The following is a 26,768-nucleotide window of genomic DNA, read 5'->3' as shown; positions in this document are numbered from 1 at the left end:
GCCCCCCGTTTCTTCGCAAAGGTAAGATTTAAAATCTTAATCCTGCAGCCATTTCTTCCGAAATTGCTAGTAGGAACGCATTACCAAGGCGACAGAAAAGAGGGGACCACATGGGAATCCATAAGAAAACCACAGAAGAGGGTTCCGCGGCCATGACCGCGCTGGTGGCGCTGCTCGCACTGGGGCTGACCAGCTTCTATGTCGTGCAGAATCAGCAGAAGGTGAACGACTCCGTGATGCAGGCCAGGGTGAAGTCCACCAACGACGCCGCATCGCTGTCGAATATGAATGCCGTGGCCCAGTTCAAGGCTCTTTTGAATAACGGCAAGGTCGATAACGAATATCTTCCGGCCCTTTTCCCACAAAACTATTGGCTCGCTGACTGGCGGCAGATCACCAAGAATCCAAAGATTCCCACCGATGACGTGGCACTGAGCGGCAACGAGTGGATCAAGATGAGTCTTGTGGATACCGGGGATATTTCCGGCAAGACTTTGGAAGGCGTTTTCAAAGGCAGCAAGGCTCAAACGAGCCTGAAGCCGCAGGATGGCTATATTCGGATTCTGAAAGCTAACTTCAATCGCTCCCTGAACTTCGATTACGTGGAGTCGGTGGACGTTGAGGTGAAAACGACCAAGGTCGATAAAGGCCAGACGAGTTCAATCGCCAGCAAAGCGCGTATTCCCGTTCCGGTTCCCCAGCCTTCGGATCCCATTCTGGAGGTCAGCCCGGCTGGAGCCAATCTTTGGACCACCGACTTCAGCAACATCACCATCGGCGACTATGATCTGCGCGTCACCGCCTCGGGCGTGGTGTATAAAGCTGTAATTTACGTGAACAGCGATCCGGTCGAGCTGAGCGTCTTCAATAAGGACACCGGCGAACCGACCAATCATGCCGCGACCAACGTTCTGGCTAAAAACGTAGTGATCGGAACGACCCGCTATCAGTTCGTCGGCTTCAATTCCGATCCGACAACCTGTTCGATGACACCGGCCAACGGTCAATTCACAGTGCGGGCCGTGCTTTATAACGCCAAAGGCGAGGTTTCCGAATCGCCCAATCATGAAGTCACGAAAACCTTCAGCGTTGTGAATTACTGGGACAAGGGCAAGGAGCTGACCGACGATGAATTCAAGGCAGCCTGCAATGATGAGTGCCCTTGGTTCGAAGGCGACACCTACCAGCCCGCTGCGATCGCCGATCTTCAGGATCGCAAGTACATGGACTATTCCCGTAACCACGAAATGTGGATGCGGACCGATCAGGTCAAGATCAGGAGCGTGAAGTTCTGTGAAAACGTCAGAAACCCGGCTGAAAGCTTTCTGGCTCAGAATGGGCGGACGGCTCAAAGTTTTGAAGAGCTGAGCAGTCAGGGCTGGGAATCGCTTGAATATGTTTATTACACAGTGCCTTCATGCAAAAGAAAATTCCTCTTCGTGCGCGGGGCCTGCGGCTGCTTCGCTGACGAGACCATGATCACGCTGGGTGATGGCAAAACACAGAAACGCATCACCGAACTGACAGAACGCGATCAGGTCTGGAATCCGATCACCCGTCGGGCCCAGGCGATCGCACGCATGACACGCGGACCGGAAAACGTTCCCATGTTCGATATTCAAATCGAAGGCAGGACCGTGCGCGTGACGGGAACGCACCCCTTTCCCACCAGCCAGGGTCCGCGGGCCGCATTTGAACTGCAGGAAGGCGACCGCGTTCGCACCGTCGAGGGGACCATGGGTGTGATTCAGAAGATTGCCACGGTTCCCGCAGGGGATAAGGCCCCCGTGGTGTGGAACCTGGAACTGGCGGCCGGCGAGGATCTGCGTGATCACTATGTGCTGGCGAACGGCGTGGTAACCGGCGATCTTTACATTCAAACCCGCCTGCAGAAAAATGCGGCAGGCACCGATCGGTGGGTTTACGAAAAATAGATCTTGCCAAATCAGGGTCATGGGATTTATCGTTTGAAGCAACAAGGGTTTGTGGCCGATTGCAGCTTTCTCTGCTAAAGTGCCGAAACGATGCGCAAATATGCCAAACCTTGGGTTTGGCTTTTTTTGTTCCCATCGCAAATCCTCGCAACAGTTTTGTTGGCGGAGGACAACATGTTCCGAGATTCGGGGCCAGGACTGGCTTCCTGCTGTGACAGCTTCGAAGTGAAGACCACTCTTTTGAAAACCTGGAATAAACTGGAAGGCGACCCTTTGGGGCGGGAAAAGCTGGAGTTTCGGCTGGGTCTCATGATTCAGCTTCTGCTCCGGTCTGAAGGCGGCGACGCCTTGGCTCTTGAAGAGCTCAAGGCGATTGGCTGAAAGACTTCAGGATGTAAAGGCCCGATCCAGAGCTGCGCGAATGCCGCTCGCGAACTGACGAACGCCCTGCAAACGGGCGTTGGCATCGGCGCCTTCTTCAATCACTTTGACAATGGCGCTGCCGATGATGATGCCATCACCAAGCTTTGCGGCTGCAACGGCCTGTTCGGGATTGGAAATACCGAAGCCGACCATCACAGGTTTTTTCACAAAGCGTTTGACGAGGGTCATTTCCTGACCAAGGCTTTGCGAAAGTTCCGACTGCATGCCGGTGACGCCTGTGCGCGAGACGTAGTACACAAAACCGGATGAATTATGATCGACATGCTGCAGGCGTTTTTCATCGCTGGTCGGTGACGCCAGGAACACAGTGTCAAGGCCCGCGGCCTGCATCGTGCGGCGGTAGGCGTCCGCCTCCTCGGGCGGAAAATCGACGATGAGGACACCATCCGCACCCACGGCCTGGGCGCGCTGGGCAAAGTTTTCAAAGCCCATGCGATAGATCGGGTTCAAGTAAGAGAAAATCACGATCGGTGTGTGATCGTTCTTCTTCCGGAATTCCACGACCTCGTCCAGGATTTTTTGCAGGCTCGTCCCGGATAACAGAGCGCGTTCGGCGGCTCTTTGATTGGTGGGACCATCGGCCAGGGGATCTGAAAACGGCACGCCGAGCTCGATGATATCGACACCGGATTCAGCCAGAGCCTGGGCCAGATTCATCGTTTCCTTAAGACTGGGATCACCTGCTGTGATATAAGCGACGAAGGCTTTTTTGCCTTCTGCCTGACGACTGCGGATAACCTTCTGCAAGCGACTCATCCCACGCCTCCTTCCAAATCCTTGTCACCACGACCCGAGAGATTCACCAAAAGTATTTTATCCTTGGCCAGGGTCGGAGCCTTTTTCAGGACATAGGCAATCGCATGCGAACTTTCCAACGCCGGGATGATGCCTTCCATGCGCGAAAGAAGGCGGAAGGCCTCCAGGGCTTCCTGGTCGGTGGCGAAGGTATACTGCGCGCGTCCGGTTTCATGCAAAAGCGCATGCTCCGGTCCTACAGCCGGATAATCAAGACCCGCCGAGATACTGTGCGTATCCTGAACCTGGCCATCATCATTCTGCAAAAGCCATGTGAGGGCGCCGTGCAAAACACCAAGAGCCCCGCCCGCGAAACGCGCAGCGTGCTGGCCCAAAACAATCCCGTGACCACCGGCTTCAACGCCGGTCATCTTCACGGAAAGATCATTCAAAAAGGGATGGAAAAGACCGATGGCATTGCTGCCGCCGCCGACGCAGGCGACCAGTTCATCCGGCAGTCGACCGGCCGCTTCCTGAATCTGAGCGCGCGCCTCTTCACCGATGACCTTATGAAAATCCCGCACCATCTGCGGATAAGGATGGGGGCCAAGGGCCGAACCGAGACTGTAAAACGTGGTTCGCACATTGGTCACCCAATCGCGCATCGCTTCGTTCACGGCATCCTTCAGAGTCTTGGCTCCGCTTTCCACCGGCACGACCGAAGCGCCGAGCAAACGCATGCGGCGAACGTTCAGAGATTGACGGGCCATGTCCACGCTGCCCATATACACCTGGCATTCGAGTCCCAAAAGCGCCGCGGCCGTTGCCGTCGCCACTCCGTGCTGGCCAGCTCCCGTTTCGGCGATGATGCGGGTCTTGCCCATGCGTTTGGCGAGAAGGACCTGACCCAGAGCATTATTGATCTTATGCGCTCCGGTATGCGTGAGGTCCTCGCGTTTCAGATAAATCTGCGCGCCACCGAGATGCTCGGTCAAGCGTTTGGCAAAGGTCAAAGGTGTGGGTCGGCCGACGTAGGTATGAAGAAGGTACTTCAGTTCCTTTTGAAAGTCGGGATCCTTGGAGTAGCGGTTATACGCTGCCTCCAGTTCCATGACGGGACGATAGAGCGTCTCGGGCACATAGCGTCCACCATAACGGCCGTAATAACCACGTTCATCAGGAGTTTGAGTCATCGGAAGGACTCCTTGCTATAAAAAGTTTGCGAAGTTTATGAGCGTCTTTGATGCCGGGCTTCTCTTCCACACCCGAGGAAAGATCAAAAGCAAAGGCCGGAACCGCGGTCATGGCGGCCTGAAGATTATCAGGATGAAGACCGCCCGATAGAATCAGCGGACGGGAGCTTTGAATGCCGGCCACAAGATTCCAGTCCGTGGTGTGACCTGTGCCGCCGTACTGTCCAGGAACCGCCGCATCGAAGAGAAAGGCATCCGTGAAAGCTTCGAAGGACGGCAGCGCGAGCAGCTGGTCGGCGGAGCGCAGACGGAAGGCTTTCCAAAGCGTGAGGCCGGACAGCTGCTGACAAAACTCGGGAGTTTCATCACCATGCAGCTGCACCGTATCAATGCCGGAAAGCTTGACCGTATCCTGAATCTGCGATGCGGAGGCGTTCACAAAAACACCGACCTTGCGCTCGGGAACAAAGCCCTCGGCTGCGAGCGCATCCAGGATTTTCCTGACCGCCGCTGCAGGAATATAGCGCGGACTTTTTTCGTAAAAGATAAAGCCCAAGGCCCAGGCCCCCAGCTGCAGGGCCAGGCGGGCGTCTTCGGTTCGTGTGATGCCGCAGATCTTAATGCGCATGCTGAATGAGCCTCGCCAGAGCTTCCCCTGGTTTTCCCGTGCGCATGAGGCTCGTGCCCACGAGGAAACCATGAAAACCCGCGGCATGCAGTCGATGCATGTCCTCATGGGTTTCGATGCCGCTTTCACCAATCAGGCGGGCATTTTTGGGAGCAAGGGGCCGCAGCTGCAGCGAAACATCCAGGGAAATGGTGAGGTCCTTGAGATTGCGATTATTGACGCCGACTAGGTCGGCACCGATCCTGGTCGCAATCGCCATTTCTTCCTCGTTATGCACTTCGACCAAAGCAGTCAGACCGAGTTTCCTTGCGGTGCGCAGAATTTCGGCCGAGCCTTCCTCGCCCAAAAGCGCGACGATGATAAGTATAGCGTCCGCTCCCGCGGCCTTGGCCTGATAGAGCTGATAGGGATCGACCACAAAATCCTTTTGCAGAAGATAGGCGTCCGGATGCGCGGCGCGTATGGCCTTCAAATAGGCAATGTCGCCCTTGAAAAAAAGCGGTTCCGTGAGGATGGAAAGAGCGGCGGCGCCGTTGTCCAGATAGGCCTTGGCCACCTCAAGGGGTTTGAGCTGAGGCGCGATGTCGCCACGCGAAGGACTCGCCAGCTTCACTTCCGCGATGACGTTGAAACCGCGGCGATCAAAAAGCGCACGGAAATCCTTGGGCTGCCATCCCAAAGCCTCGATTTGAGCCAGAAGTTCCTCTTCGCTTTGCTGCGCTCGATCCCGGCGCACACGTTCTTCGACTGTTTTTCCGATCTTGTGCAGAACACTCATACAAACGCTCGTATTTTTTCCAGGGTTTCAAAGGCCCGTCCGCTATCGATGACGGCTGCGATCTTTTCCGCGCCTTCACGCCACGATTGAGCATGACCACTGATGACCAGCGCCGCGCCGGCATTCATAACAACAATATCACGACGTGGGCTGCGTTCGCCGCGCAGAATCGCTTCGACGATCCTGGCATTGGCTTCCTTGTCACCGCCCTTCAAAGTTTCCAAAGGCGCGCGAGGCAGACCAAAATCCTCGGGACTCAAGGTGAAGTGTTCCATCCGCCCGGACTTGATGCGCGAGACGCGGCTGGGACCGGATAGGCTTAATTCATCCAGGCCGCCATCACCGCAGACCACCAGAGCCGATTCCGACCCCAGTTTTTGCAGGGCCTCGGCCATCATGGGAACCAGATCCGGATCAAAGACGCCGAGCACCTGCTGCTTCACAGGAGCAGGATTCGCCAAAGGTCCGAGCAGATTGAAGACCGTGCGCACACCCAAAGCGCGGCGCACAGGACCCACATATTTCATGGCCGGATGATAGTGAGGCGCAAAAAGAAAGGCAAAGCCGCAGCTATCAATCGCAGCAGCCGCCCTTTCGGTCGGCAGGTCGATCACAACGCCCAAAGCTTCCAGGACATCCGCACTTCCGCAGCGACTCGATACCGCGCGGTTTCCGTGTTTACAGACCCCAAGGCCCGCGGCTGCGAGCACAAGGGCATTGCAGGTCGAGACGTTGAAGGTTTCAGCTCCGTCACCGCCTGTACCGCAGACGTCGATCAGATCCTGACGCTTGGGTTGCAAAGGCAGGGCATGGGCCCTTAAGCTTTTTGCGCAGCCCACGATCTCGTCCACGGTTTCGCCTTTGCCGGCGAGGGCGCCCAAAAACCCGGCGGTTTCCTCGACGCTGACCTTGCCCTGCATGATAAGGCCCGTGGCCGCCTCGGCTTCGTCGCAGGTCAGATCCTGGGATTTGAAGAGCTTTTGCAAATAAGCTTTCACAGCCTGGTTCCTCGCTTGGCCGCCAGATCCAAAAAGTTCTGCAGCATGTCCATTCCATTCTGCGTGACATAGGATTCCGGATGGAACTGCACGCCTTCCACTAAGAAGCGTTTGTGCCGAAGGCCCATGATCAGACCATCATCCGTCGTCGCTGTCACCTCCAGACAGTCGGGCAGCGATTTGCGCTCGACGATCAGGGAATGATAGCGGGTGACTTCCAAGGGATTCGGCAGGCCTTTGAACACACCCTTGTTCGTATGCTCGATCACCGAAGTTTTTCCGTGCATCAGCTTTCCGGCGCGAATCACTTTGCCGCCAAACGCCTGGCCTATGGACTGATGACCCAGGCAGACCCCCAGAATGGGAATCTTTCCCGCATAGGTCGTGATGGTTTCCAGCGTGATGCCGGACTCATCCGGCGTTCCCGGACCGGGCGACAGCACGATGGCTTCCGGCTTCAAACGAGCCACGTCCTTGACGCTGATCGCATCATTGCGCACGACCTTGACCTTGGCACCGAGGCAGCCGAGATACTGATAAATGTTGTAGGTGAAGGAATCGTAGTTATCAATCAGGAGTATCATCCGCGGCCCTCCTGCACTCGTTCTGCGGCCGCCACCGCTGTGCGAACCGCCTTCGCCTTGTTCAGCACCTCTTCGTATTCCTTGATCGGCTTGGAATCGGCGACGACTCCAGCACCAGCCTGCGCATAGCCATAGCCATCGCGCAGGAAAAGACTGCGAATGGTGATACAGGAATTCAGATCACCCGCGAAATCCTTGCAGACGATCGCGCCACCGTAAGGTCCGCGGGCCTTCTTTTCCAGCTTGGAAATAATTTCCATGGCACGGATTTTCGGAGCACCCGTCAGAGTTCCTGCAGGGAAACAGGCACCGAAGGCTTCCCAGGTCGATGTTCCCGATTTCAACTGACCTGCCACCTGGCTGACGATATGCATGACGTGCGAATAACGCTCGACGTGCATGAAACTTTTCACTTCCACCGATCCGGGCTTCGCCACGCGACCGATATCATTGCGACCAAGGTCGACCAGCATCAGATGCTCGGCGCGTTCCTTGACGCTGGCCAGAAGATCACGCTCCATTTTGCGATCTTCATCCATATCCTTGCCGCGCGGTCTTGTGCCTGCGATCGGACAGGTTTCGACCGTGGACCCTGTGGCCCGCATCAGCATCTCGGGCGAGGACCCGAGCAGAATTTCATCACCGAATCCCAGGTAATAAAGATAAGGCGAAGGATTGATCATGCGCAGGATGCGATAGATCGTAAACGAATCGGCCTTGACCGGAAAACGGAAACGATCGGACAGCACGCACTGAAAAATATCACCACGGCGGATGTGCTCTTTGATGGTGCCAACGGCCTCGATATACTGCTCCTGACCCAGCATGGTTTCGGCCGCGACCGGCTCGATCCGGGAAAGATCAGACAGAGAAAGATCGAGGATTTCATCGGGTCCTGGGGCCGTGAGCAAACGCTTTTTGATTTGGATCAGGCGCGCTTCAGCCTCATTCACCGCCGTTTCCAGGTCCGCGGCATCGCCGGGGATCAGGGTCACGATATAAAGACGATGGCGCAGACGATCAAAGGCCAGAGTCGTCCCAAAGAACATAAAGTTCAGTTCGTTGGGGGCATTGCCGGCTTCCGTCTCGGGCAGACGTTCCAAATACCGCACACAATCATAGCCAAAATACCCGATGGCCCCGCCGACAAAAGGCGGAAATCCCTGGAGTTTCGGTGTCTTATAACGTTCCAAATAGGCGCCAACCGCAGCGAAACTCGTGTCCTGGGTTTCCTTTTGATCCGTTACAAAATTGTGAAAGGTGAGCTGTCCCGCTTTGCTGATCAGGGATGCAAAGGGATCAATGCCAAGATAGGAGTAGCGACCAACTTCTTCGCCACCATCGGCACTTTCGAGCAGAAAGGTGTGGGTGGACCCGCTTGCGCGCAGACGCAAGAAGGCATTGACGGGCGTGAGTGTGTCCGCTGGTATTTCGATACCCACCGGTATCAGCGGAAACCCACGCTGCGCCAAACCCCTGATTTCCTTGAGGGTTGGGTAGATATTCACAATGTCTCCAGGCTATAGTAAGCAAACTGAACATCCTGAATGTGAGCGTGGCCTTGGTCTGCATTTCGTCAGACTTTTTAAATTTCGTACTACGATTCGCCCAAGGTGACAAGGAGCTTTTGCCTTTTCGATTCAGGCAGTGTCCTCATCCGTTCCTTTCTTTAGCAGGCAATCGTACACCAGGATGGAAGGGCCTTGCGAATTTCAGCCAGGCTGGCGTCTTCACGCATCGAAGCGCTGATACGGCTTCCAGCCGCCCATACTGATTTTCCCGGACGGAAACACTTGCCCCTGTGGAAAAGCAGTGGAACACCGATCCCATGCACAGTCTTTCTCTTTGATAATCATGCGTTTCGGAGCCTCCTTGACCCAACGACTTTCATCTTTGCACAGGCTTCTCGTCGGCCTTCTGCTGATGCTGGGCTCGTTTGCGCTGATGGCGGATTCTCTGGAGAACGTCCTTCAAAGAGCGGAAGACGCTCTGCTGGCTGATCCCAATGAAACCCTGCGCCTTGTGGAATCCTTGCGATCCCGGATGGATGGGTTGCGGCAAACCCGCGTCTACATTCACGCGCACGTCCTCGCAGCACGGGCCTCCTCACTGCTGGGCAACAGTGATCAGATTTTGCACTGGGCCGAGCCGGTGCGGGCGACGGCGGAAAAACTGAATAGCCCTGATCTTCTGGTTAAACTCTACTGCGTTCTGGGCGAAGGCTACGAATTCTCGGCCAACATGCAGAAGGCGCGGGAACATTATGAGTTGGCCCTCACAGTGGCGGAAAAATCCCGGGATCCCTGGTTGACCGCCTACGCCCTTAATTATCTGGGCTGGATGTATAATCGCAAGCTGGAAGAAAAGCAGGCCATGCAGCACATCCAAAGAGCCTATACGATCATGAAGACTCTGCCGCATGACGACCTTTATCATGACCTTCTCAATAACCTCGGCAGCCTTTATGGCAATAAACTCCTGGATCGCGACACCGAGAGCTTTCGCCTCCTGGAAGACGCCAAGAGCTATTTTGTAGGGCAAAAGAAGCACTTTTATGCATCCGTCATCCTCTATAACCTTGGACTTTCGCTGAAGACGAACAAACCCAAAGAGGCCCTTGAAGCCTTTCGCGAAGCTCTGCGCAGCGCCGAATCCATCCAGGATGAATCGAGCATCGCCTACTGCCGCTATGGACTGGGACTGACCCACTCGCTTTTGAATCAGTTCCGTGAATCCGAGCAGGAGTTTCTGAAAGCGGATGAAGGTTTCCTGCGAACGAACAATACCATGATGAGCACCGAAGTTCAAAAGCATCTGATGATCACCTATACAAGCGCCGGGCAATTTGAAAAGGCCCTGGCCCTTCTGCCCAAGGCCGAGGCGGGGATGCGAAAATTCGGAGCGCCCGCGGATATGATTACCATCCTGGAGCAGAAAATCATGGTCATGAATGCCCTCGGCCGCAAGGATGAGGAGCTGGCGACCTATCGGGAATTCGGCCGGATGTCGCACGATTATCAAATTCAGCAGGACCGCGAGACCATCAATAAGTATACGGTGGAATTCGATCTGGAGCGCAAGGAGCATGAACGGGAGATTCTGGCGAATCAAAACAGAATTCAGTCCGTGGAGTTGGAGAAGGCGGATCGGACGCGGAAATTGCTGCTGGGCGTCGCCATTCTCTGCCTCATCATCATCGTCCTGGGGATTCGCTCGCACCTGAAGGATAGGGAGATGCGGCGACAGAAAAGACGAATGCAGGAGATCCTCGACTCGATTCAGGAGGGCATTCTGCGTTTTGGTGCCGATTTCCTCGTGGAAAAGCATTATTCACGTCACCTGTTGGAACTCCTGGATCGGAACGAGGACTTGAGTGGACGGAATGCGCTCGACCTTTTGATTCAACCCTCGAACCTTTCATTGGATGAGAAAAGCCAGATTCGGGATGTTCTGCAATCCGTTCTGGGTGAAGGGCAGCTGGCATGGGAGCTTAATTCCAGTCATCTTCCCGCGGAATTGAGTCTGGGTCGCAAGATTCTTGGGCTTCATTGGGAGCCCCTTTGGGATCGGAATGGTCACCTGCATAAGATTCAGTTGATTCTGCGGGATATGACCGAAAGCAGGCAGCTGGAAAAGGATGTGGCCGCCGAAAAAGCGAGACTCGATGTCTGGTTGAATCGCCTGCAGCAGCTGCTCAGCCAGGACTTCAAACGTGCTGTTCGCTTTTTGAAAGATGTCTCCCAAAATCTGAATGCGAAAGCCCCGGCCAAGGAACTGATGCGTGACCTCCATACCATCAAGGGCAATGCCCGCACGCTTGGCCTGAAGACTCTGGCGGAAGCTGCCCATCAATGGGAAAGCGCTCTGCTTCAAGGTGATGAAATCGAGCGGCTGCTTCAGGAACAAGGCTGGCAGAACGAGATGGAGGCCTGGAAGCCTCTGATGCAGACCATGGGACTTCTCGGTGATCCAGAGCCTCACTACGTCTTTGATATCCTGCGCGATATCATTCCCAATCTGCAGAATCTTTTGACAACGAATGGTATGACTCTGGATGAGCTGATGATCAAGGATCAGTATCAGCAGTGGACAGCGGGCGATCTGGAAACACTCCGAACGCTTCTTCTGCATGGGCTGACGAATGCTCTGGATCACGGTTATATTCTGCCAAGGCAAAGAGGTGAGGATATGCCGGCAGCCAGGCTTGCCATTGAAGTGACCCAGGATGAACGGCACCTGCAGGTTCTGATCCGCGACTTCGGGCGGGGATTGGATTGGAACAGGATCAAGGCCATTGCCGCTGAGAAAAAATTTCAGCCAGAGGAAGGCCGACCCTTATCGGACGTCCTCTTTCTCTCGGGCACCAGCACCTCGCACAAGGTTTCCGCAACCAGCGGACGTGGGGTGGGCCTGGATGTGATTGCCGATACCTGTGAAAAACTCGGGGGAAATGCGGCGCTTTTGGATAATGACTGCGGTCCAGGCACACGGCTTATCATGCGCTGGCCGCTTCCGGCTTTGGCCTTATCCGCCTAGACTTTGCGCGACAGCCTGGGCAGCGAGCCACGAACCCGTCCATGCATTCTGGAAATTGAAGCCGCCGGTGATACCGTCGATATCCAAGACTTCACCCGCCAGGAAAAGGCCAGGGCACACCTTGCTTTCCATGCGCCGGAAATCTATTTCCTCGCGCGCGACGCCGCCGGCGGTCACGAATTCATCTTTGAACACGCCTTTGCCCGCCACAGAAAGAACAGTCCCGGTCAGACGCCGCGCGATATCCTGCAGATGTTTTTTGCTGGTCTCGGCATAGGTCTGCTGGGCTGTGAGTCCCGATTCGCGAAGCAAAGCCTCCCAGAAACGGCGGGTGCAGTGAAAGGGATTCTCATTGCTCACTTTCTTTTTGGGATGCTGCTGCCGCAGGGTTTCCAGCTGCTGCAGGGCGGCCTCATATTTCAGAGGATGCTCCCAGTTCACGGTCAGCTGCGCCTGATACTCACTCGCAAAGAGTTCACGCGCGGCGAAGGCGGAGAGTTTCAGCACGGCCGGACCGCTCAGACCCCAGTGGGTGATAAGGCAGGGGCCTTCCTGCTGAAAATCCTGCGCGGCGGCGGGGACTTTCAGCTGCATATGCACACGCGGGAAGCTCGTTCCCGAAAGACCTTCCAGCAAAGGGTCCTTGATCTCAAAGGTGAAGAGGGACGGCACCGGATCCACCAGCCGATGGCCCAGCTCGCGCGCCAGATTTTGACCAAAGGGCATGCTGCCTGTAGCCAAAAGAACAAAACGCGAACGGAGAGTGGCCCCGTCCTTGGTGTGCAGAATAAAATGATCGTCCGTCTTTTCGATTTTCTGAACCAGAGTTTTAAGACGGAGGCTCACTCCGCTCTGACGCGCGGCCCCTTCCAGACAGTCGATGATGGTTTGCGAAGAATTGGTGACGGGAAACATCCGACCGTCCTCTTCCACTTTCAACTCGACGCCATGCGCCGCAAACCAGGCCACGGTATCCCGCGGCTGAAAGCGGTGGAAGGCTCCGATCAATTCTTTCTGTCCGCGCGGATAACTCGTAACAAGGCGCTTCGTATCAAACTGATGATGCGTGACATTGCAGCGTCCTCCGCCTGAAATCTTGACCTTGGTCAGAACGCGCGGCGTGGCTTCAAGGATAAGAACGCGGCTGCCCGGCCTCGCTTCCGCGCAGGCTATGGCCCCAAAAAATCCGGCCGCACCACCGCCGACCACGATCAGATCAAATTCTTCCAAGGTCCAGTCTCCACACAAGAGGAAGTTCGTGGCGCTCCAGCGCCTTTTCATAATAGCTGCGCGAGGGTTTTGAGATCTCGTCGCTCGCGTGCCAGTAGATGCGCCTTGGTCTTTGAACGCCGTTCAAGGCTGTCTGAAGGCGCTGCAGAATTGCTGGAATATCCGGTTTTTCCGGGGATCTCACGATCAGAACGGGTATGGTTCCATATTCCACGTCCTGCCAGGGCAAAGCTAAAAAATCCGCGTGCTGACGCAAGGCTTCCAGCGGCTGAATGATATCGAGAGGCGAAACATTTTCACCGGCGACCTGGAAAATTCCATCCGCCCGGCCCAGGATCGTCAGCCGTCCGGCATCACAGAGTATGCGATCGGGCAGTGTGAGCCAACCGTCTGCGTCCACGAGCGACCGCCATTCTTTTTGCTGATAAACGCCAGACGCTGCTGCAGGACCGCGCAGTCTGAGTGTTACAGCGCTATGCTGATACTCCCAACCGGAGAGGAGATAGCCCACATCACCCGCGTGCCGGGGCAGAACTCCCGGAGGAAGAGCCGTGCATTGGGCTGCTGTTTCACTGGATCCATAGCTGACGGAAAAGGGTAGCGATTTTTTTGCGGCCTCCTGCAAAAGTTCAGGCGAAGCGGCTGCGCCTCCGAGAACGATCGCACGGGAGAGACGCAAGGCATCACAGGCCAAGGGGTCCGAAAGCAGTCGATAGAGCTGCGTCGGTACCAGGGACAGAAATGTTGGGCTCTTTGTGTGCAGAACATGGGCCAGAGCCTTGGGTTCCGCCAGATGCCAGGTGATGCCACCGCCTATGAAACAGCGGACGGCGATCTGAAGGCCACCGATGTGGGCCGGATCCAAACTGAGGAGCCAGCTGTCACCGGGCTTCAGTCCGTAGAAACTGTTGGTCGCTTCAGCGGAACTCGTGAGACTGTTCCAGCTGTGAATGATGGCCTTCGGGGCTCCTGTGGAGCCCGAGGTAAAGATGCCGACGGCGGGAGCGTCGGCATCACAGTCGATCGGTCCTTCCTTTTCCATTTCTGCCTTAGGGGCCGCGCTTTCAAGAACGCCAGCCAGAGGCACCTGCTGCATCATGATCTGGTGCTGCGCATCAGGCAGACGATCAGGCAAAGGAAAAAGGGTCACGCGCTGCCATAGGGCGGCTAAAAGAAGGGCAAAGGTATCCAGAGCGGACCAGCCGCGCACCGCCCAGAAATCGCCGGCCTTGGCGCCGGATTTCATCAGAAGAGTCGCATGACGTCTGACCCTTTGCTCCAGATCCTGATAAGTCAAAGATCCTTCAGGAGTTCGCCAGGCAGGCTGCGCGGCATGCTGTTTGAAAATATTGTGAAGGGAAGTCTTCATGCGTCCTTACCCTGAGAAAACGGATGACGGGGAATGAGCACCTCGGCTCGTCCCCATGTTTCACTGTCCCATGAATCGGCCGGCAGAAATCGTGTGGTCCCATAACCGAGCGGCTGAGGATTCGCGCAAAAAGCCGCGTAAATCCAAGCCGAAGCGCGAAGACTGAGCCCCGAGTCGAAGGCATTGCTGAGCACACAGGGAATGCCTTGATTTGCGGCGTCTTTCAAGAGGGCTATGGTTCGTGAGAGTCCAAGGCGTGTGGGTTTCAGAATCCAGGCGGCGGCTTCGGACCCTGCGGCATCATCATCCCAAAGCGTTTCATCCAAAGCCTGCGGCCGCAGTCCCGCGGCTTCCTCCCAGTAGGCGATGGGCAAGGACGCCTGATGACTTTGCCAAAAGTGAAGCCCTTCCTGATCCATGCCGCGATTGGCATCCAGCCTCAAACGCAAGTGGCCCGCGGCGTGCACGTTCATTCTCTGCAAAAGGTCGTATTCATGCCGAGCCGGCAGTCGCCCCACTTTACATTTGAAAACGCGAAATCCCGCGCCCCACAGCTGCAAAAATTCCTGCCAACCCTTTTCCGCATCCGCCTGCAAGGCAAGGAGAGCGGAACCTTCCATCATCACAGCTGCGGGTAATGAAAATTCCTCGGGATGCTCCGCCTGCGCCAGGCTTAAAAGCAACTGCTCCACAGCTGTCAAAACAGAACGAAAAAGTCCTGAAGGAAGATCCAGCAGACCAAACGCAGGACGGGTCCAGTTCCAACGTTCAGGCGCAAAGGCATTTGCAGTCAGGAGCGTTTCCACCTGCCGATGCCACTGACCAAGGGCCTCTTCCAGATTTTCCGGATGCACGCCGGGACAAGGCGCCAGCTCAGCTTCGTGACGGCGTCCCTCAGAATCCCAGGCTGTGATCACAGCCCGCAGTCGATTCTGAGGCATCTGAGCGCCCAGGCGCAGAGGCCAGGACCACGGCAGGGATTCCTGCCGCACGCTGATCGTTTGGAAGCTCATAAAAGAACCAGACTCGCAAAGAGGATGGCATAAAAGAGATTGAAGAGAGCCGTGATTTTCAGGGCCTCATTCAAAAGCGCACCTTCGCCCTGCAGCCTGGGGGTGATGCGACGGCGAATGAAGGATAATGCCAGCAGCGTCCAGGGCACGCCGATGATGATCTTATCATGCTCAAAACCATAGACCGCGAGCAGCATTGCACTGCCCATCACGAAAAGCAGCGGCAGCTTGCGCGCTGTATCATCCGAACTCAGCGTAGCCAGCGTATGTTTGCCCGCCACGCGATCTCCGACGCGATCACGAAGATTATTAATGGCCATGATCGCCGCTGCGATCAGACCTGAACCGAGACCCCAGATTGCTGTGTCCCAGAGGATCTGACCCGTTAAAAGATAGGTCGTCCCCATCACAGCAATCGGACCAAAGAAAACGCAGGCCAGCACTTCACCCAGTGCATAGTAAGCCAGTGGAAAGGGACCGGCCGTATAGAGGTAAGCCGCCAAACCACAGGCCAAGGCCACCAGGGGAATCACAGGCGCAGGATTCATCAGAAAGAGCCCAAGGACTAAAAGAGCCGCCAGCGCGAAAAGAATACGATACGCAAGCCGCACCTGCTGGATGGTGAGCAGTCCGCTCTGCACCACGCGAATCGGCCCCAGGCGTTCGCCGTGATCGACGCCTTTTTCCGCATCCTTGGCATCATTCACAAGATTCGCTGAAGCCTGAAGCAGAACCACCAGAAGAATGGCCGCCGCCGCCGGAAGGACGACAGGCCCCTCACTGATCTGCAGAATTTTCCTTTGCGAGAGTCCCAGGCTGATCCCGATAAAAACCGGACCCAGTCCGGCCAGCAAGGTCGGGGGACGAATCGCCTGCACGAAAGCCCGCCAGGATTGGGGCTGAATCGCAGGGTTTGTGGACACAGCGCTACTCATCATTCACTCCTGACTTTTAAATGCCTTCACATACATTTGATCCGCCAGCGCATCCTGCTGACATTCGATGATACAGCTTTTACCGGACTGCAGGGCCTTCTGATAAAGATCACGGAAACGCAGGCGGTCGCTGCAGTGTTCATAGGATAGTCCCGCCATCGCCGCAACACCCTCGAAACGGAAAGCATGCGGCGTGGTGATCAAGGGGTCCTTCACCCAGCCATGCGCCTGGATCGGCAGAAACTCAAAAATGCGCCCGCCGCTGTTATTCACAAGGACCAGGATGATCGGCGCCTTCGCCTGGGGCAGGCCCAGGATCGAATTCAAATCATGCAGAGCCGAAACATCACCGAGGACAAGAGTCCAGGCATGTTCCGTACCCGCAGCCAGCCCGAGCGTTGTTGCAATATTGCCTTCGATACCGTTGACTCCGCGGTTGGCTTCGATGTTCGGCAGGCGCTTGCCTTGCAGATCGCACCAGTTATCAAAGGCGCGGATGGCCGTGGAATTGCCAAGGAAGAGTCCATGATCGCGCGTGGGAATCGCAGCGGCAATTTCCTGGGCAACATCCGCAAAGGCAAAGCCTGGAAATAAAGGCTTTTGCAGGGCCGACCGCACGCGATCCGAGGTCTGCCATAGGGCTTCATGCACCGGCATCGGAACGAAGGGAGCACCCGACCATAATGGAGCCAGCGTCGTAAGATCAACCGTCACCTGACGCCTCTGCGGCAGATGACCGGGATCCTGCACCGTGGCTTCGGTTGTGAAGACCCAGTAGGCGCGCGGCTGAACTTTCTGCAGATAGTTATCAAAAAATCCGCTGACCGGGCGACGTCCCAGGTAAACGCAGACATCGGGTTGATAGTCTTCCAGGGCGCGCGTCATCAAAGGATGCGTCGGATCCATCAGGTCATTTTCCAAACGCCCCTTCACGCCGGACGTAATATCCGCGTAGCAAGGCCAGCCCAAGGATGATGCCAAAGCCGCAGCCGCACGCTGCTGCTCACGCCCCTGAATGCGACCGAGAATGATCAGGCCGCGTTCCGCTGAACGCAGATCATCCAGCCAATCGCGGGCCACCTTGGGCGCAAGGCGCGTGCTCTGGGTGATATCAGGCTGCACAGCAAGATTTCGAATCAGTTTCTGCGCGTCCATCACCTGCGCATCCGTGGGTCGATCGGCTGTTTCCACAGGATCGAGCGGCAGACGGAAGGGCAGATTCACATGCACAGGTCCCTGCCGTCCTTCGCAGCTGATTTCCACCAGCATGCGGACATAGGAAAGCCAGGCAGCCATATCCAGCGTGGGTGAAGGCGCAGGGAAATCAAGGCTCTGCTTCACGAAGGAACCGAAGAGCTGTCGCTGGTCGATGACCTGCTGCGCGCCGGCGTGCACCATTTCGAAGGGCCGATCGCAGGTGATAAGAAGCAGGGGCAGCTGATCGGTCTTGGCCTCGATCACGGCCGGCAGATAGTTGGCACCTGCGGTTCCCGATGTGCAGACAAGGACGGAAGGACGCCGCGTGGCCTTGGCAAAACCAAGGGCCTCATAGGCTGCAGCGCGTTCATCCATGCAGGATTTCACGTGAAGGTCAGGACGCGCCTGAAGAGCCGCAATGAAAGGAGCATCGCGATAACCCGGGGAAACAAAAAAACCACGGACACCAAGTTGGGATAATCCGTGGACCAGGAGCGAACTCGCAAAGGTATTCCAGTTTTGCGTCAGCCAGGTTTTAGGAATCGATTCCATAGCCGCCTCATGTGTTGGCGTCCTCGGCCGTGACGAGGCCCAGGAAGTTTTGCATCTTGGCCTCTATTTCCTGCCATTCCGCATCAGGATCGGAACCGGGCACTATCCCCGCTCCCGCATAGATATAAAGTTTGTTGCCATCCACCAGGGCCGAACGAATACCGATCGCCACATCCCCGGCGTCCCCTTGAAAAACGCCGATGCCGCCGGCGAACCAGCCGCGATCGTAGCCTTCTTCCGCCAGCATGAATTCAAGAGCCGGACGGCGGGGAAAACCACCGACCGCGGGCGTCGGATGCAAAAGCGGCAGAAGTTCAGCCGGTCGGCGTCCGGCCGGCATCTCGCCGTGAAAACGCGTGCGCATATGCTGAACATGCTTCAGTCGGATGATGCCCTGCTCTTCCACGGGCTCGAAGCGAATGCCTTCAGCCTCCAAAAGATCCGTAATCGCCTGGCGCACGAGCCGATGCTCGTTCTGTTCTTTGGGTGACTGCTGCATGTCATCGGAAAAGGCCTGATCCCCCGAAGCTGAAAGACTGCGGCGGCGCGTGCCTGCGATGGCATCCAGTTGAAAATTCCGTTTCTGCCAGGCGAGCAGGCGCTCGGGTGAACGTCCCATGAAACAGCGGCCTTCGGGACTCTGACAGGCAAAAATAAAAGTTTCCTCGTCCAGAGTCAGGAGCTGACGGAACAAAGCCGCGGCCGGAATTCCTGCTCTGAATTCGAGCTGCGCGCGGCGACTCAGGACGACTTTGCCGAAGTCCCCGGCTGTCATCGCAGCGCCTGCTTTGTGCATCATATCCTGCCAGCGCGAGCGCGAGGGATGATCGCTTCGCCGGTGGCAGGACGGCAAGGGGGCATCCTGAGCGTCTTCCCGCATGGCTTGATAGAAGGGAAAGGCTTGCTGGATGAGCTGCGTCTTCCAGTTGTCATCATTCTGCGCCGCAGCCAAAGGGAAGGTAACTTCCAGCACGGCGCCGTCCGCATTCTGACGCCAAAGAAATTTCGGCACGAACCAATGACTCGTGGAAAATTCCTGCCACTCCGCATCAGGATCCTGAGACGGCGCAAAAGGAAAACCACCACAGATGGTCAGAAGCGGATCAATGTCCGCAGCCATGAGTTCATCGAAGGAAATTTTTTCCGCTTCACCCCAGGCCGCAAACCACGAGCGCGCTTCCTTGCTCTTCCAGAAAAAAGCCCAGTCGGGCGGCAGGCGCAAAAAGCCAGTGGCGTTGCCGTGAACGGGCAAGGCCAGGCGTGCCTGCAGGAAACGACCGGCCTCCAGCCATTGCCAGCCAGCGCGTTCAAAGTCCCTCAAACTCGACAGCTTCAAGGCTTGTCACCCCGATAGAGATGCACGATGCCGCCGCTCATCGGACGGTACTGAGCATCCGTGAATCCAGCGCCCGTCAGGAGTTCTGCAAAGGCCGCGCCGTAGGGAAATTCCTCGATCGTTTGGTTCAGGTAGGAATAGGCCGTGGCGTGACCGGACAGCATACGGCCGAGTCCGGGCAGGATCTTCCGCAGATAGAAAAGATGCGCAGAACGAAGCACGCGGCTCTGCGGCAAACCAAATTCCAAAATCAAAACGCGACCGCCCGGTTTGAGCACGCGATAGATTTCGCTTAAACAGAGTTTCACGTCGGCGACATTGCGTATTCCAAAGGACATCGTCACCGCGTCAACAGATGCGTCTGAATAAGGTATTTTCTGCGCATCACCGACATCGAGCGTAATTTTGTCACCGTGACCGGCTGCTGCAATTTTATCCCGCCCCTTGGCAATCATGCCTTTCGAAAGATCCAGGCCACGAACCTTTTGTACGTGCGGGTTCTTGATCAATTCCAACGCCACATCACCTGTGCCGGTTGCTAAATCAAGGACAGTCAGATTCAGCCGTTGGGGCAAAGACCGTCGCATGGCACGGCGCCAGATGCGATGAAGTCCGCCAGATAGTACGGTATTGATAACGTCATATCGACCAGCAATGGCATCGAAGATTCGGTAGGATTCTATTTTCGCATGGGGGAGAGGCATGGGTCCGGGTTCCCTATGTCGTTGTTCACGACTATATAAACCTTTTGCAAGAGCAGCTTCAACCAAAATCCCGGCCTTCGCGAGCGTCGAATGCGAACGACATTTCGGTTTTTTAAGGAAGGGACTTGCCTTCAAGCCTGGATCGAGGAATAAATAGAGACGCCGGAACCAGGAGGAGTTTCTCCGGTTCAAAATTTTATGAACTCTGTCCACAGGATCCTCGTGTGACTATTGCATCGATTGCCCACGCCATTTCACCTGCTGTCCTGCACAGTATTCAACGACTCGATTTCAGTTTGAGTGAATGGCAGCGCAACCCGCGCATAGGCAACCTGCTGGGCAAGACGGTTCTTTCCGGCGGTAAGAGGCTGCGGCCTCTGATGACCTTCATGATGGCGGATCTTCTGGGCGTCGCGCACGCGGCGATCGAGCCCTTCAGCCGTTACATCGAACTTGTGCATGCTTCCACCCTGGCCCACGATGATGTGATTGATAATGCCGAATACCGTCGCGGGGAACCTTCCATTAATATCGTAGCCAGCAACAAGCAGGCCGTGCTTGCCGGTGATTATCTTTTGGCCTACGTGCTGCAGGAAATCGCTCAAACGGGACGCAATGATCTGGTCAGTGAAATGGCGGCGATCATCGCGGATCTGGCGGAAGGGGAATGGCTGCAGATTGAAAATAGCGTGAAAAAAGATCTCAGCTGGACGGATATCGAACGCGTGGCGCTGAAGAAAACCGGCAGCGTCTTGCGCTGGAGCTGTGCGGCTCCGGCTCTGCTCGCCTATCCGAACGGTTATCTTTTGCCGGAAGCGAGGCGCCTCGGCGAATCCATCGGCATCGCCTTTCAGCTGACCGATGATATTTTGGATTTCAAACGCCGCGATGGTTCGGAAGGCGCTGACATCAAAAATCGCGTGATCAATGCCGTGATTTTTGAAGCGCTCTGCCTGACGCACGATCGCGAGCAACTCGATATGACTCGCATTGATTCCATCGAGCCGGATCCCAGGACTCTTGATCAGGCGATTGAGCGCGTCCGCCTGCGGGTCGATCGTCTGGTGGAAGAGGCCAACACTCTGCTCGAAATTCTGTCAGAGGCAACGGCAAGCCGTCGCGGGCAAAAAGATCCACAGTCTCTTGCTGCGCTTAAAGTTCTTGTGAATTATTTGGCCCAGCGCATATGACGAAAAAAGACGATCAGCGTGTCCTTACCGAACTCGAAGAATTTGCCTCGGAAGTCGGGCAATTCATGGAGTATTGGGGCTTCAAGAAAGTTCACGGACAGATCTGGTGTCACATCTATCTCTCGCAGACGCCTTTGGATGCGGCCGAACTCATGCGTCGCCTGCGCATATCGAAAGCTTTGGTGAGCATTTCCTTGAAAGAGCTTTTGGATTTCGCCGTGATCGAAGAGGCCGGCAAAAGCGAACGCGGCACCCGCCTTTATCGGGCGCGCGAGGATCTGGGCGCGACGATTCTCGATACGCTGCGGCGTCGCGAAAGAAAAATGATGGCCCGCATTCGCACTTCGCACTCGCTTTTGGAGCGTCTTGATCCTCAGGAATTGCAGGATCATGGCGTGGAACGACAGAAGGTAGCTCTGCTCGGCATGCTGATCCGCCTCGTGGAACAGAGTCTCGATCAGATGATCAAGCGCCAGAGCGGTTCGGTTTTCGATCTGCTGGGCATGCTTTCCCAGAGTTTGGCCCCGCGCCCACTTCCCAATACTCCACCGCAACAGACTGATATTCTTGATTAATTGACTTATTATCAAGGAATTCCCACGGCCGACCGATCCTATTCTAGTAGGGAACCGTAAGAGGAGTCCAATATGCGACATTCATACCTGTTGGTATGCTTTCCGTTGCTTTGGAGTTGTGCCCCGGGATCAAGCCTGGAGCCCTTCAAACCCAAAGGCAACAAAAGCAATGCATCCGCGCAGCCTCTGGGGAGTGACGCGATCCCGGTTCCTTCTGATCAGGGCGATATCCGCACGCCGCCACCTGATGATCCTTTGGAAGAGGAGAAATCCGTCGAGCCGGCTATAATCGGCGGGGCTTATCTTTATTGTGATGCCGAAGACGGCAAAGCCGGCAGCAATCCCCAGACTCGGGTCAATGTCGGTTGCCGTATGGGCAACACAGCCGATGACCAGTGGCAGGCAGCTGATAAGAATATGTTTGTCATGAATAACCTTGACGATATGATGGCGCCCATAACAGTGAACGTCCTGCCTCAGGGCAGCGCCTATCATATGTCTTTCCCTATGGACCGCAGTCTTCAGAATTTTATGGAGCTGCATGTGGACGTCGTGCTTCCCCAGGGTCGCCTTGTGATGAGCACGACCGTGAATCCCGGCGCGCTGAAGGCCATTGAGCAGCGTCTCGGCAAGGGGCTTGCGCTCTATGCCTCGACCGGATCGGCCGGTGATTGGCCCGGTGTCGATCGAAAGACCTGGAATCTTTGGATGCCGGTCGAGATACCAAAATACATCACAAACTTTACGCCCGGCGCATCCAACTCAGGTCCTGGTCCCGGCGGACCACAGGAGGGCAAGGCTTCCGGTCAGATGGAAATCGTCTTCGATGAAACTGTCTGCACCTACGAAATTCGTTCCGATGGCACCAAAGGCGAGGACTCGAAAGGGGGCTCACGTCCCGAGGACTATGTTTTCAAATCCTGTTCTCGCAACTGGCAACCGTCGCAGTGGGTCCGCGTCAAGACCTTGACTCTGCGTACTCCCGAGGGCGAGCGCAAAGGAACCAAGGCGGCGGGCGTCATACTCAGAACAGAGCCATGAGCCGGGCATAATCTACCCACAGGTTTTTGATAAAATCGGCAAAAGAGGTGTCTTTGCCGATGACCACACCACTCCACAAAAGCCCTGCACAAGGTCATATCCCAGCCCTGGATGGCATCCGTGGACTGGCGATACTCGGCGTTGTGTGCGTGCATTTTTTTATGAGCTACACGCCGCAGAATATCCTGGAACTGGCGATTCAAAAGATCAGTGGCTTCGGAACCTTGGGGATCGATCTTTTTTTCATGCTCTCGGGATTTCTGATCACCGGCATCCTTTTGGAGACCAAATCCAAAAGCCACTACTTCCGCAACTTTCTGCTGCGACGCTTTCTGCGGATTTTTCCGCTCTACTATCTGGTTCTGGCTCTGGTGCTCCTGGCCCTTATTCTGATTCCTGGCTCCGATCAGCCTCCTTACAGCAAAATTTGGGAAGCGCAGCCCTGGGCCTGGAGCTATCTCTTTAATTTTTTCATAGCCCGCGAAGGTTCCTGGTCGGTTCCCTACATGGGACATTTCTGGTCGCTGGCCGTCGAGGAACAGTTCTACCTGGTCTGGCCTTTTGTCGTCTATCGCCTGTCTGCCCCACGTTTGATGCAGCTCAGCATCGGCATCATTATCGCGACCACGACTTTGCTCGCCTGGATGGAAGTCTCGGGTTTCAGCAAGGTCACCCTTCATGTGCTGACGCCTTTGCGCCTCAACGCACTGTGCATCGGCGCCTGGCTTGCGACCTGGCTGCGGCAGCCCAGGGTCCTGGCCGCGGGCCTTGCCCCGATACGCCGGCGGGCTCTTCAGGTCTTCATCCTTGCTGTGCTGACGAAGGTCTTGATCATCATCCTGGTGAAAATGGTTCCGCATCTGAGCGAGGCCATGGAAGCTCTGCGCACTCTGTCCTGGCTCGGACTTTTTGCAGCCATGCATCTGAGTGCCGTTTCGCTGCCGCCGTCTTCCCTTCTGATCCGAGGCCTCTGCATTCAGCCACTGACGTTCCTCGGGAAGTATAGTTACGGCATCTACATCTTTCACCACTTCATCTCCTGGCCAGCCGATCGCTATCGGATGACCGAATGGTGGCTGGAGAGGCTCGGTCATCAGACTCTGGCAATTCTGGTGAATGGAGCCCTGGGTATCACCGCCTCCATTCTGATCGCCTGGGTCAGTTACCATTGCTTTGAAAAGCACTTCCTGCGCTGGAAGAATAAGCTCGCACCCCGGCCCTGATGCCCCCTCAAAGCCTCACTGAACCCGGCAACATTTTCCATAAAAGACCAGGTAAGCTTAAAGAGGAAGCTCATCGCTTTTTCTTGGCAAGGGTCTTTTTACGCATGCGATGGAAACTCGGCAAATGCTTGGAGTTAAGCCTGCTTGTTAGCTGCCTGTGGCTCATGGTCACAGGCTGCGATACGGAGCAGCTTTACGATTTGCATGGCCCCACCGCCTTCACGTTGATGCCCGAGGGGGTGGGCGAGAGTCTGTCCTTTGAAGAGATGAAGCGGAACGAGAACTTTCAGCCTCTCGATCGCATCGAGCATCTGGAAGCCTTTCAAAAAGCCTGGATTCGTTATGATATACCCCTGGCTGCCCTGCAAGGCCGGCCAGCGCTGCTCCTTGGACTTTGCGGAAATATCGACAAAGTCGCCTGGGGCGACCGCATCCTCATGGACTATCAACTGAAAAGTAATTTCAGCCTGGATATGATCCGCAGCTCCCAGCCCTATTTTATTTTGCCGATGGACAAGGGGCCGCAGCCTCTTTATTTCCGCGTCCTGTGGTCGCATCGCACCGCTTTCCAGCCGGACTGCCGCGAGGTCCGGGTCGGACCCGAGGCCACCGTGGTCAAGCGTTTCACCGTTTTCCAGGCTTTTGAGACCATGACATCGGTGATCATGCTCTTTCTTGCCCTGATGAGCTTTATCATCTGGTTCTTCAAACGCGAGCGCACCATCCTTCTCTTTGGTTTCTTCTCGGGCTCGGTGGGCTCGACATTCTTTGCCGTCTCTCATCCGGTTCACTTTTCGCTGCCAGGCATCCCCTGGCTTCTGCATATTTGGAATTTCTCGGTCATGCTGTCCCCGACCGCTTTCATGGCCTTTTTCTATCACATCCTGCCCCAGCGAGTGCGAACACTGAAGGTCCTGGCCTGGGCGAACCTTCTGCCCTGGATGGCTGCCCTTGTCCTTTTCGCAAGCGGTCATGAGCTGCAACTGGAACAGCTGCGGGTTATCTTTTTCCAGCTGCTCGCCCCTCAGCTGGTCGCCATCGCGCTTCTGGCTCTGCCGCTTCTGATCCGCTCCCCCTACCCGGCTCCCATCCTCACTCTGGGATTGGTCGTCCTCTTCCTTGGGACGGCGGTGGATATCGCGAGCCTGCTGCTGAATTGGCCCTTTTTTGAAGGGACCTGCATAGCCCTGATTTTCTTCATGGGGACCCTGATCACCTATCTGATTCAAATCCACATCGATCGCGAACGCAGTCTGGAAGTGGAGCGAACCCATAGCCTCGAAGAATACAGCATAAAGCTGGCCAAGGAAGTGGAGCAGAGATCCCAGGTCCTGCAGGTTAAGACGGATGAGCTGGAGCAGTCCAACTTCGATCTGGAAGAAAAGAACATTCTTTTGAGCATCAGCCATAAGCGTTTGGAAGACCTGATTGGACAGAAGGATGCGCTGCTGAAGAAGGTGGCCGAGATCAGCAGTGACCTTTTGCCGAATGTCCTGGCCGCCCTGAAAACGCTTTACGAGCAGCGCAACAAGATCGCTCTGCAAAACCTGAGCATCGAGCTTCATAAAATCGCCAGCCAGCTGGAGCCAGTGGCCCGTTTGCACAGCAGCAGCGAAGCCCTGAAAAGTCGCCGCATCTGGCTTTTGGAGCCGGAAAAGCAGCTGCTCATGGTAACCAAGATGGCTCTGGGTGGCAGTCGCGTGGATATTCGATCCTTCATGAGCACGGATGAATTCACGCAGGCCCTGTCCCAGGGTCAGCCCGACCTTACCGTTATCAGCACAGACTTCGCGGGCATCCCCTCGCTTGTTCAAAAAAAGTATCCCGCCGTCTCCACGGTCTTGACCACGAGGCTGGAACTGAGCCATCACATCGACCTGCTCGCGGAAAATCCCGGGCTTTGTCATGTGATCTATCAGGATGACGAAGAGCGGGCGCTCACGCAGAAAAACCTGCTCGTAACCGTCACCAAGATCCTGAGCAACGATATCTTCGGCCTTGAAAAGTACCTGAACTGGGGCGTTGATGTGAAGGAATACATCATCACCTCCAGTCAAAACCGGACGCAGTATCTGGAAGTAGTTGAATCGGAGCTGACCAAGGCCGGGGTCATGACATCCCATATCCGCAATGCGATGATGATCACCGACGAGATCCTGATGAACGCCATCTATGATGCACCTGTGAATCGGAAGACAGGTCTTTCGAAATACAACCATCTGTCACGTCGCGTGGCGGTGGAGCTGGAACCGACCGAATACGGAAAGCTCCGCTTCGCCTTCGATGGATCCACGATCGCCCTGTCGGTGAATGATCCGTTCGGAGCTTTGAAGCGCGAGACCATCACCCGTTATCTGAAGTCCTGTTTTGATGGACATTTCGGCAAAATCAATGAGCACGAGGGCAAAGGCGGTGGGGGCATGGGTCTGTTCCAGATCATCTCGACCGCGGATCTTATGATCACCAATATCAAGCCCGGCGAACGCACCGAGATTATCGCGCTGATCAATGTCAGCGGCAAAACCCAGGCCCGGAAACGTCACGGGTCTTTCCATTACTTTATCGAAAGGTAG

Annotated in this window: 22 protein-coding genes; 8 read left to right on the top strand and 14 right to left on the bottom strand. The window is 55.8% G+C overall.

The features are described from left to right. Positions 1-110 precede the first annotated feature (110 nt). Complete coding sequence (locus VFO10_RS22265) at positions 111-1,934, top strand: Hint domain-containing protein (RefSeq protein WP_325144189.1); 1,824 nt, start codon at positions 111-113, stop codon at positions 1,932-1,934. A gap of 174 nt (positions 1,935-2,108) precedes the next feature. Then, positions 2,109-2,315 (top strand): hypothetical protein, encoded by a 207-nt coding sequence (locus tag VFO10_RS22260; RefSeq protein ID WP_325144188.1) that lies wholly within the window; start codon positions 2,109-2,111, stop codon positions 2,313-2,315. A gap of 6 nt (positions 2,316-2,321) precedes the next feature. On the opposite strand, the gene trpA is transcribed toward VFO10_RS22260, so the two are convergent. The 7 genes from trpA to VFO10_RS22225 are packed head-to-tail and all read right to left on the bottom strand — an operon-like array spanning position 2,322 to position 8,802. Beyond that, on the bottom strand, positions 2,322-3,134 hold the full coding sequence (trpA, locus tag VFO10_RS22255; protein ID WP_325144187.1) for a tryptophan synthase subunit alpha: 813 nt from the start codon (positions 3,132-3,134) through the stop codon (positions 2,322-2,324). Further along, entirely contained in the window at positions 3,131-4,306 is a 1,176-nt protein-coding gene (trpB, locus tag VFO10_RS22250; RefSeq protein ID WP_325144186.1) for a tryptophan synthase subunit beta, read from the bottom strand. Before trpB ends, trpA begins: the two co-directional genes overlap by 4 nt. After that, a complete protein-coding gene (locus tag VFO10_RS22245; RefSeq protein WP_325144185.1) occupies positions 4,290-4,934 on the bottom strand; it encodes a phosphoribosylanthranilate isomerase in 645 nt (214 codons plus the stop codon). Before VFO10_RS22245 ends, trpB begins: the two co-directional genes overlap by 17 nt. Beyond that, a complete protein-coding gene (gene trpC / locus VFO10_RS22240; protein ID WP_325144184.1) occupies positions 4,924-5,712 on the bottom strand; it encodes an indole-3-glycerol phosphate synthase TrpC in 789 nt (262 codons plus the stop codon). The genes VFO10_RS22245 and trpC overlap by 11 nt, the downstream gene beginning before the upstream one ends. Beyond that, positions 5,709-6,710, bottom strand: a complete 1,002-nt coding sequence (gene trpD, locus VFO10_RS22235) for an anthranilate phosphoribosyltransferase (protein WP_325144183.1) — start codon at positions 6,708-6,710, stop codon at positions 5,709-5,711. The genes trpC and trpD overlap by 4 nt, the downstream gene beginning before the upstream one ends. Then, positions 6,707-7,294: an aminodeoxychorismate/anthranilate synthase component II gene (locus tag VFO10_RS22230; RefSeq protein WP_325144182.1), complete on the bottom strand. Its 588-nt coding sequence runs from the start codon at positions 7,292-7,294 to the stop codon at positions 6,707-6,709. The genes trpD and VFO10_RS22230 overlap by 4 nt, the downstream gene beginning before the upstream one ends. After that, on the bottom strand, positions 7,291-8,802 hold the full coding sequence (locus VFO10_RS22225; RefSeq protein WP_325144181.1) for an anthranilate synthase component I family protein: 1,512 nt from the start codon (positions 8,800-8,802) through the stop codon (positions 7,291-7,293). Before VFO10_RS22225 ends, VFO10_RS22230 begins: the two co-directional genes overlap by 4 nt. A 364-nt stretch (positions 8,803-9,166) precedes the next feature. On the opposite strand from VFO10_RS22225, the gene VFO10_RS22220 reads away from it, so the two are divergent. Further along, positions 9,167-11,830: an Hpt domain-containing protein gene (locus VFO10_RS22220; protein ID WP_325144180.1), complete on the top strand. Its 2,664-nt coding sequence runs from the start codon at positions 9,167-9,169 to the stop codon at positions 11,828-11,830. Here VFO10_RS22220 and VFO10_RS22215 read toward each other — a convergent pair. The 7 genes from VFO10_RS22215 to ubiE are packed head-to-tail and all read right to left on the bottom strand — an operon-like array spanning position 11,819 to position 20,166. Continuing rightward, positions 11,819-13,060: an NAD(P)/FAD-dependent oxidoreductase gene (locus VFO10_RS22215; RefSeq protein WP_325144179.1), complete on the bottom strand. Its 1,242-nt coding sequence runs from the start codon at positions 13,058-13,060 to the stop codon at positions 11,819-11,821. The two genes, VFO10_RS22220 and VFO10_RS22215, sit on opposite strands and share 12 nt — an antisense overlap. Then, positions 13,047-14,429 carry an AMP-binding protein gene (locus VFO10_RS22210; RefSeq protein ID WP_325144178.1) on the bottom strand — a complete coding sequence of 461 codons (1,383 nt, stop codon included), beginning with the start codon at positions 14,427-14,429 and terminating at the stop codon, positions 13,047-13,049. Before VFO10_RS22210 ends, VFO10_RS22215 begins: the two co-directional genes overlap by 14 nt. Continuing rightward, the gene (locus VFO10_RS22205) at positions 14,426-15,442 is read right to left on the bottom strand and encodes a hypothetical protein (protein ID WP_325144177.1); all 1,017 of its coding nucleotides are present in this window, start codon (positions 15,440-15,442) and stop codon (positions 14,426-14,428) included. Before VFO10_RS22205 ends, VFO10_RS22210 begins: the two co-directional genes overlap by 4 nt. Next, positions 15,439-16,377 (bottom strand): 1,4-dihydroxy-2-naphthoate octaprenyltransferase, encoded by a 939-nt coding sequence (gene menA, locus VFO10_RS22200; RefSeq protein WP_325144176.1) that lies wholly within the window; start codon positions 16,375-16,377, stop codon positions 15,439-15,441. Before menA ends, VFO10_RS22205 begins: the two co-directional genes overlap by 4 nt. Before the next feature lie 3 nt (positions 16,378-16,380). Next, a complete protein-coding gene (menD, locus tag VFO10_RS22195) occupies positions 16,381-18,126 on the bottom strand; it encodes a 2-succinyl-5-enolpyruvyl-6-hydroxy-3-cyclohexene-1-carboxylic-acid synthase (RefSeq protein WP_325144175.1) in 1,746 nt (581 codons plus the stop codon). 7 nt (positions 18,127-18,133) lie between these two features. After that, positions 18,134-19,462, bottom strand: a complete 1,329-nt coding sequence (locus VFO10_RS22190) for an isochorismate synthase (protein WP_325144174.1) — start codon at positions 19,460-19,462, stop codon at positions 18,134-18,136. Further along, on the bottom strand, positions 19,459-20,166 hold the full coding sequence (gene ubiE / locus VFO10_RS22185) for a bifunctional demethylmenaquinone methyltransferase/2-methoxy-6-polyprenyl-1,4-benzoquinol methylase UbiE (protein WP_325144173.1): 708 nt from the start codon (positions 20,164-20,166) through the stop codon (positions 19,459-19,461). The genes VFO10_RS22190 and ubiE overlap by 4 nt, the downstream gene beginning before the upstream one ends. Before the next feature lie 224 nt (positions 20,167-20,390). On the opposite strand from ubiE, the gene VFO10_RS22180 reads away from it, so the two are divergent. The 5 genes from VFO10_RS22180 to VFO10_RS22160 all read left to right on the top strand — a co-directional run bounded on the left by VFO10_RS22180 (position 20,391) and on the right by VFO10_RS22160 (position 26,768). Beyond that, entirely contained in the window at positions 20,391-21,356 is a 966-nt protein-coding gene (locus tag VFO10_RS22180) for a polyprenyl synthetase family protein (protein WP_325144172.1), read from the top strand. Further along, positions 21,353-21,931 carry a hypothetical protein gene (locus VFO10_RS22175; RefSeq protein WP_325144171.1) on the top strand — a complete coding sequence of 193 codons (579 nt, stop codon included), beginning with the start codon at positions 21,353-21,355 and terminating at the stop codon, positions 21,929-21,931. The genes VFO10_RS22180 and VFO10_RS22175 overlap by 4 nt, the downstream gene beginning before the upstream one ends. 72 nt (positions 21,932-22,003) lie before the next feature. Continuing rightward, positions 22,004-22,972 (top strand): hypothetical protein, encoded by a 969-nt coding sequence (locus VFO10_RS22170; protein ID WP_325144170.1) that lies wholly within the window; start codon positions 22,004-22,006, stop codon positions 22,970-22,972. A gap of 59 nt (positions 22,973-23,031) precedes the next feature. Then, complete coding sequence (locus VFO10_RS22165; RefSeq protein ID WP_325144169.1) at positions 23,032-24,195, top strand: acyltransferase; 1,164 nt, start codon at positions 23,032-23,034, stop codon at positions 24,193-24,195. Between the two features lie 104 nt (positions 24,196-24,299). Continuing rightward, positions 24,300-26,768, top strand: a complete 2,469-nt coding sequence (locus VFO10_RS22160) for a 7TM-DISM domain-containing protein (RefSeq protein WP_325144168.1) — start codon at positions 24,300-24,302, stop codon at positions 26,766-26,768.

This window comes from Oligoflexus sp., assembly GCF_035712445.1.
Classification (GTDB): Bacteria; Bdellovibrionota_B; Oligoflexia; order Oligoflexales; family Oligoflexaceae; genus Oligoflexus.
Note: the sequence above shows the minus strand (reverse complement) of the source record. Positions and strands in the feature narration are given on the sequence as shown.

Bases quoted from the DNA above. Each gene is read 5' to 3' on its own strand.
- VFO10_RS22265 (WP_325144189.1), top strand. From the start codon at position 111: ATGGGAATCCATAAGAAAACCACAGAAGAGGGTTCCGCGGCCATGACC.
- VFO10_RS22260 (WP_325144188.1), top strand. From the start codon at position 2,109: ATGTTCCGAGATTCGGGGCCAGGACTGGCTTCCTGCTGTGACAGCTTC.
- trpA (WP_325144187.1), bottom strand. From the start codon at position 3,134: ATGAGTCGCTTGCAGAAGGTTATCCGCAGTCGTCAGGCAGAAGGCAAA.
- trpB (WP_325144186.1), bottom strand. From the start codon at position 4,306: ATGACTCAAACTCCTGATGAACGTGGTTATTACGGCCGTTATGGTGGA.
- VFO10_RS22245 (WP_325144185.1), bottom strand. From the start codon at position 4,934: ATGCGCATTAAGATCTGCGGCATCACACGAACCGAAGACGCCCGCCTG.
- trpC (WP_325144184.1), bottom strand. From the start codon at position 5,712: ATGAGTGTTCTGCACAAGATCGGAAAAACAGTCGAAGAACGTGTGCGC.
- VFO10_RS22230 (WP_325144182.1), bottom strand. From the start codon at position 7,294: ATGATACTCCTGATTGATAACTACGATTCCTTCACCTACAACATTTAT.
- VFO10_RS22210 (WP_325144178.1), bottom strand. From the start codon at position 14,429: ATGAAGACTTCCCTTCACAATATTTTCAAACAGCATGCCGCGCAGCCT.
- VFO10_RS22205 (WP_325144177.1), bottom strand. From the start codon at position 15,442: ATGAGCTTCCAAACGATCAGCGTGCGGCAGGAATCCCTGCCGTGGTCC.
- menA (WP_325144176.1), bottom strand. From the start codon at position 16,377: ATGAGTAGCGCTGTGTCCACAAACCCTGCGATTCAGCCCCAATCCTGG.
- menD (WP_325144175.1), bottom strand. From the start codon at position 18,126: ATGGAATCGATTCCTAAAACCTGGCTGACGCAAAACTGGAATACCTTT.
- ubiE (WP_325144173.1), bottom strand. From the start codon at position 20,166: ATGCCTCTCCCCCATGCGAAAATAGAATCCTACCGAATCTTCGATGCC.
- VFO10_RS22175 (WP_325144171.1), top strand. From the start codon at position 21,353: ATGACGAAAAAAGACGATCAGCGTGTCCTTACCGAACTCGAAGAATTT.
- VFO10_RS22170 (WP_325144170.1), top strand. From the start codon at position 22,004: ATGCGACATTCATACCTGTTGGTATGCTTTCCGTTGCTTTGGAGTTGT.
- VFO10_RS22165 (WP_325144169.1), top strand. From the start codon at position 23,032: ATGACCACACCACTCCACAAAAGCCCTGCACAAGGTCATATCCCAGCC.
- VFO10_RS22160 (WP_325144168.1), top strand. From the start codon at position 24,300: ATGCGATGGAAACTCGGCAAATGCTTGGAGTTAAGCCTGCTTGTTAGC.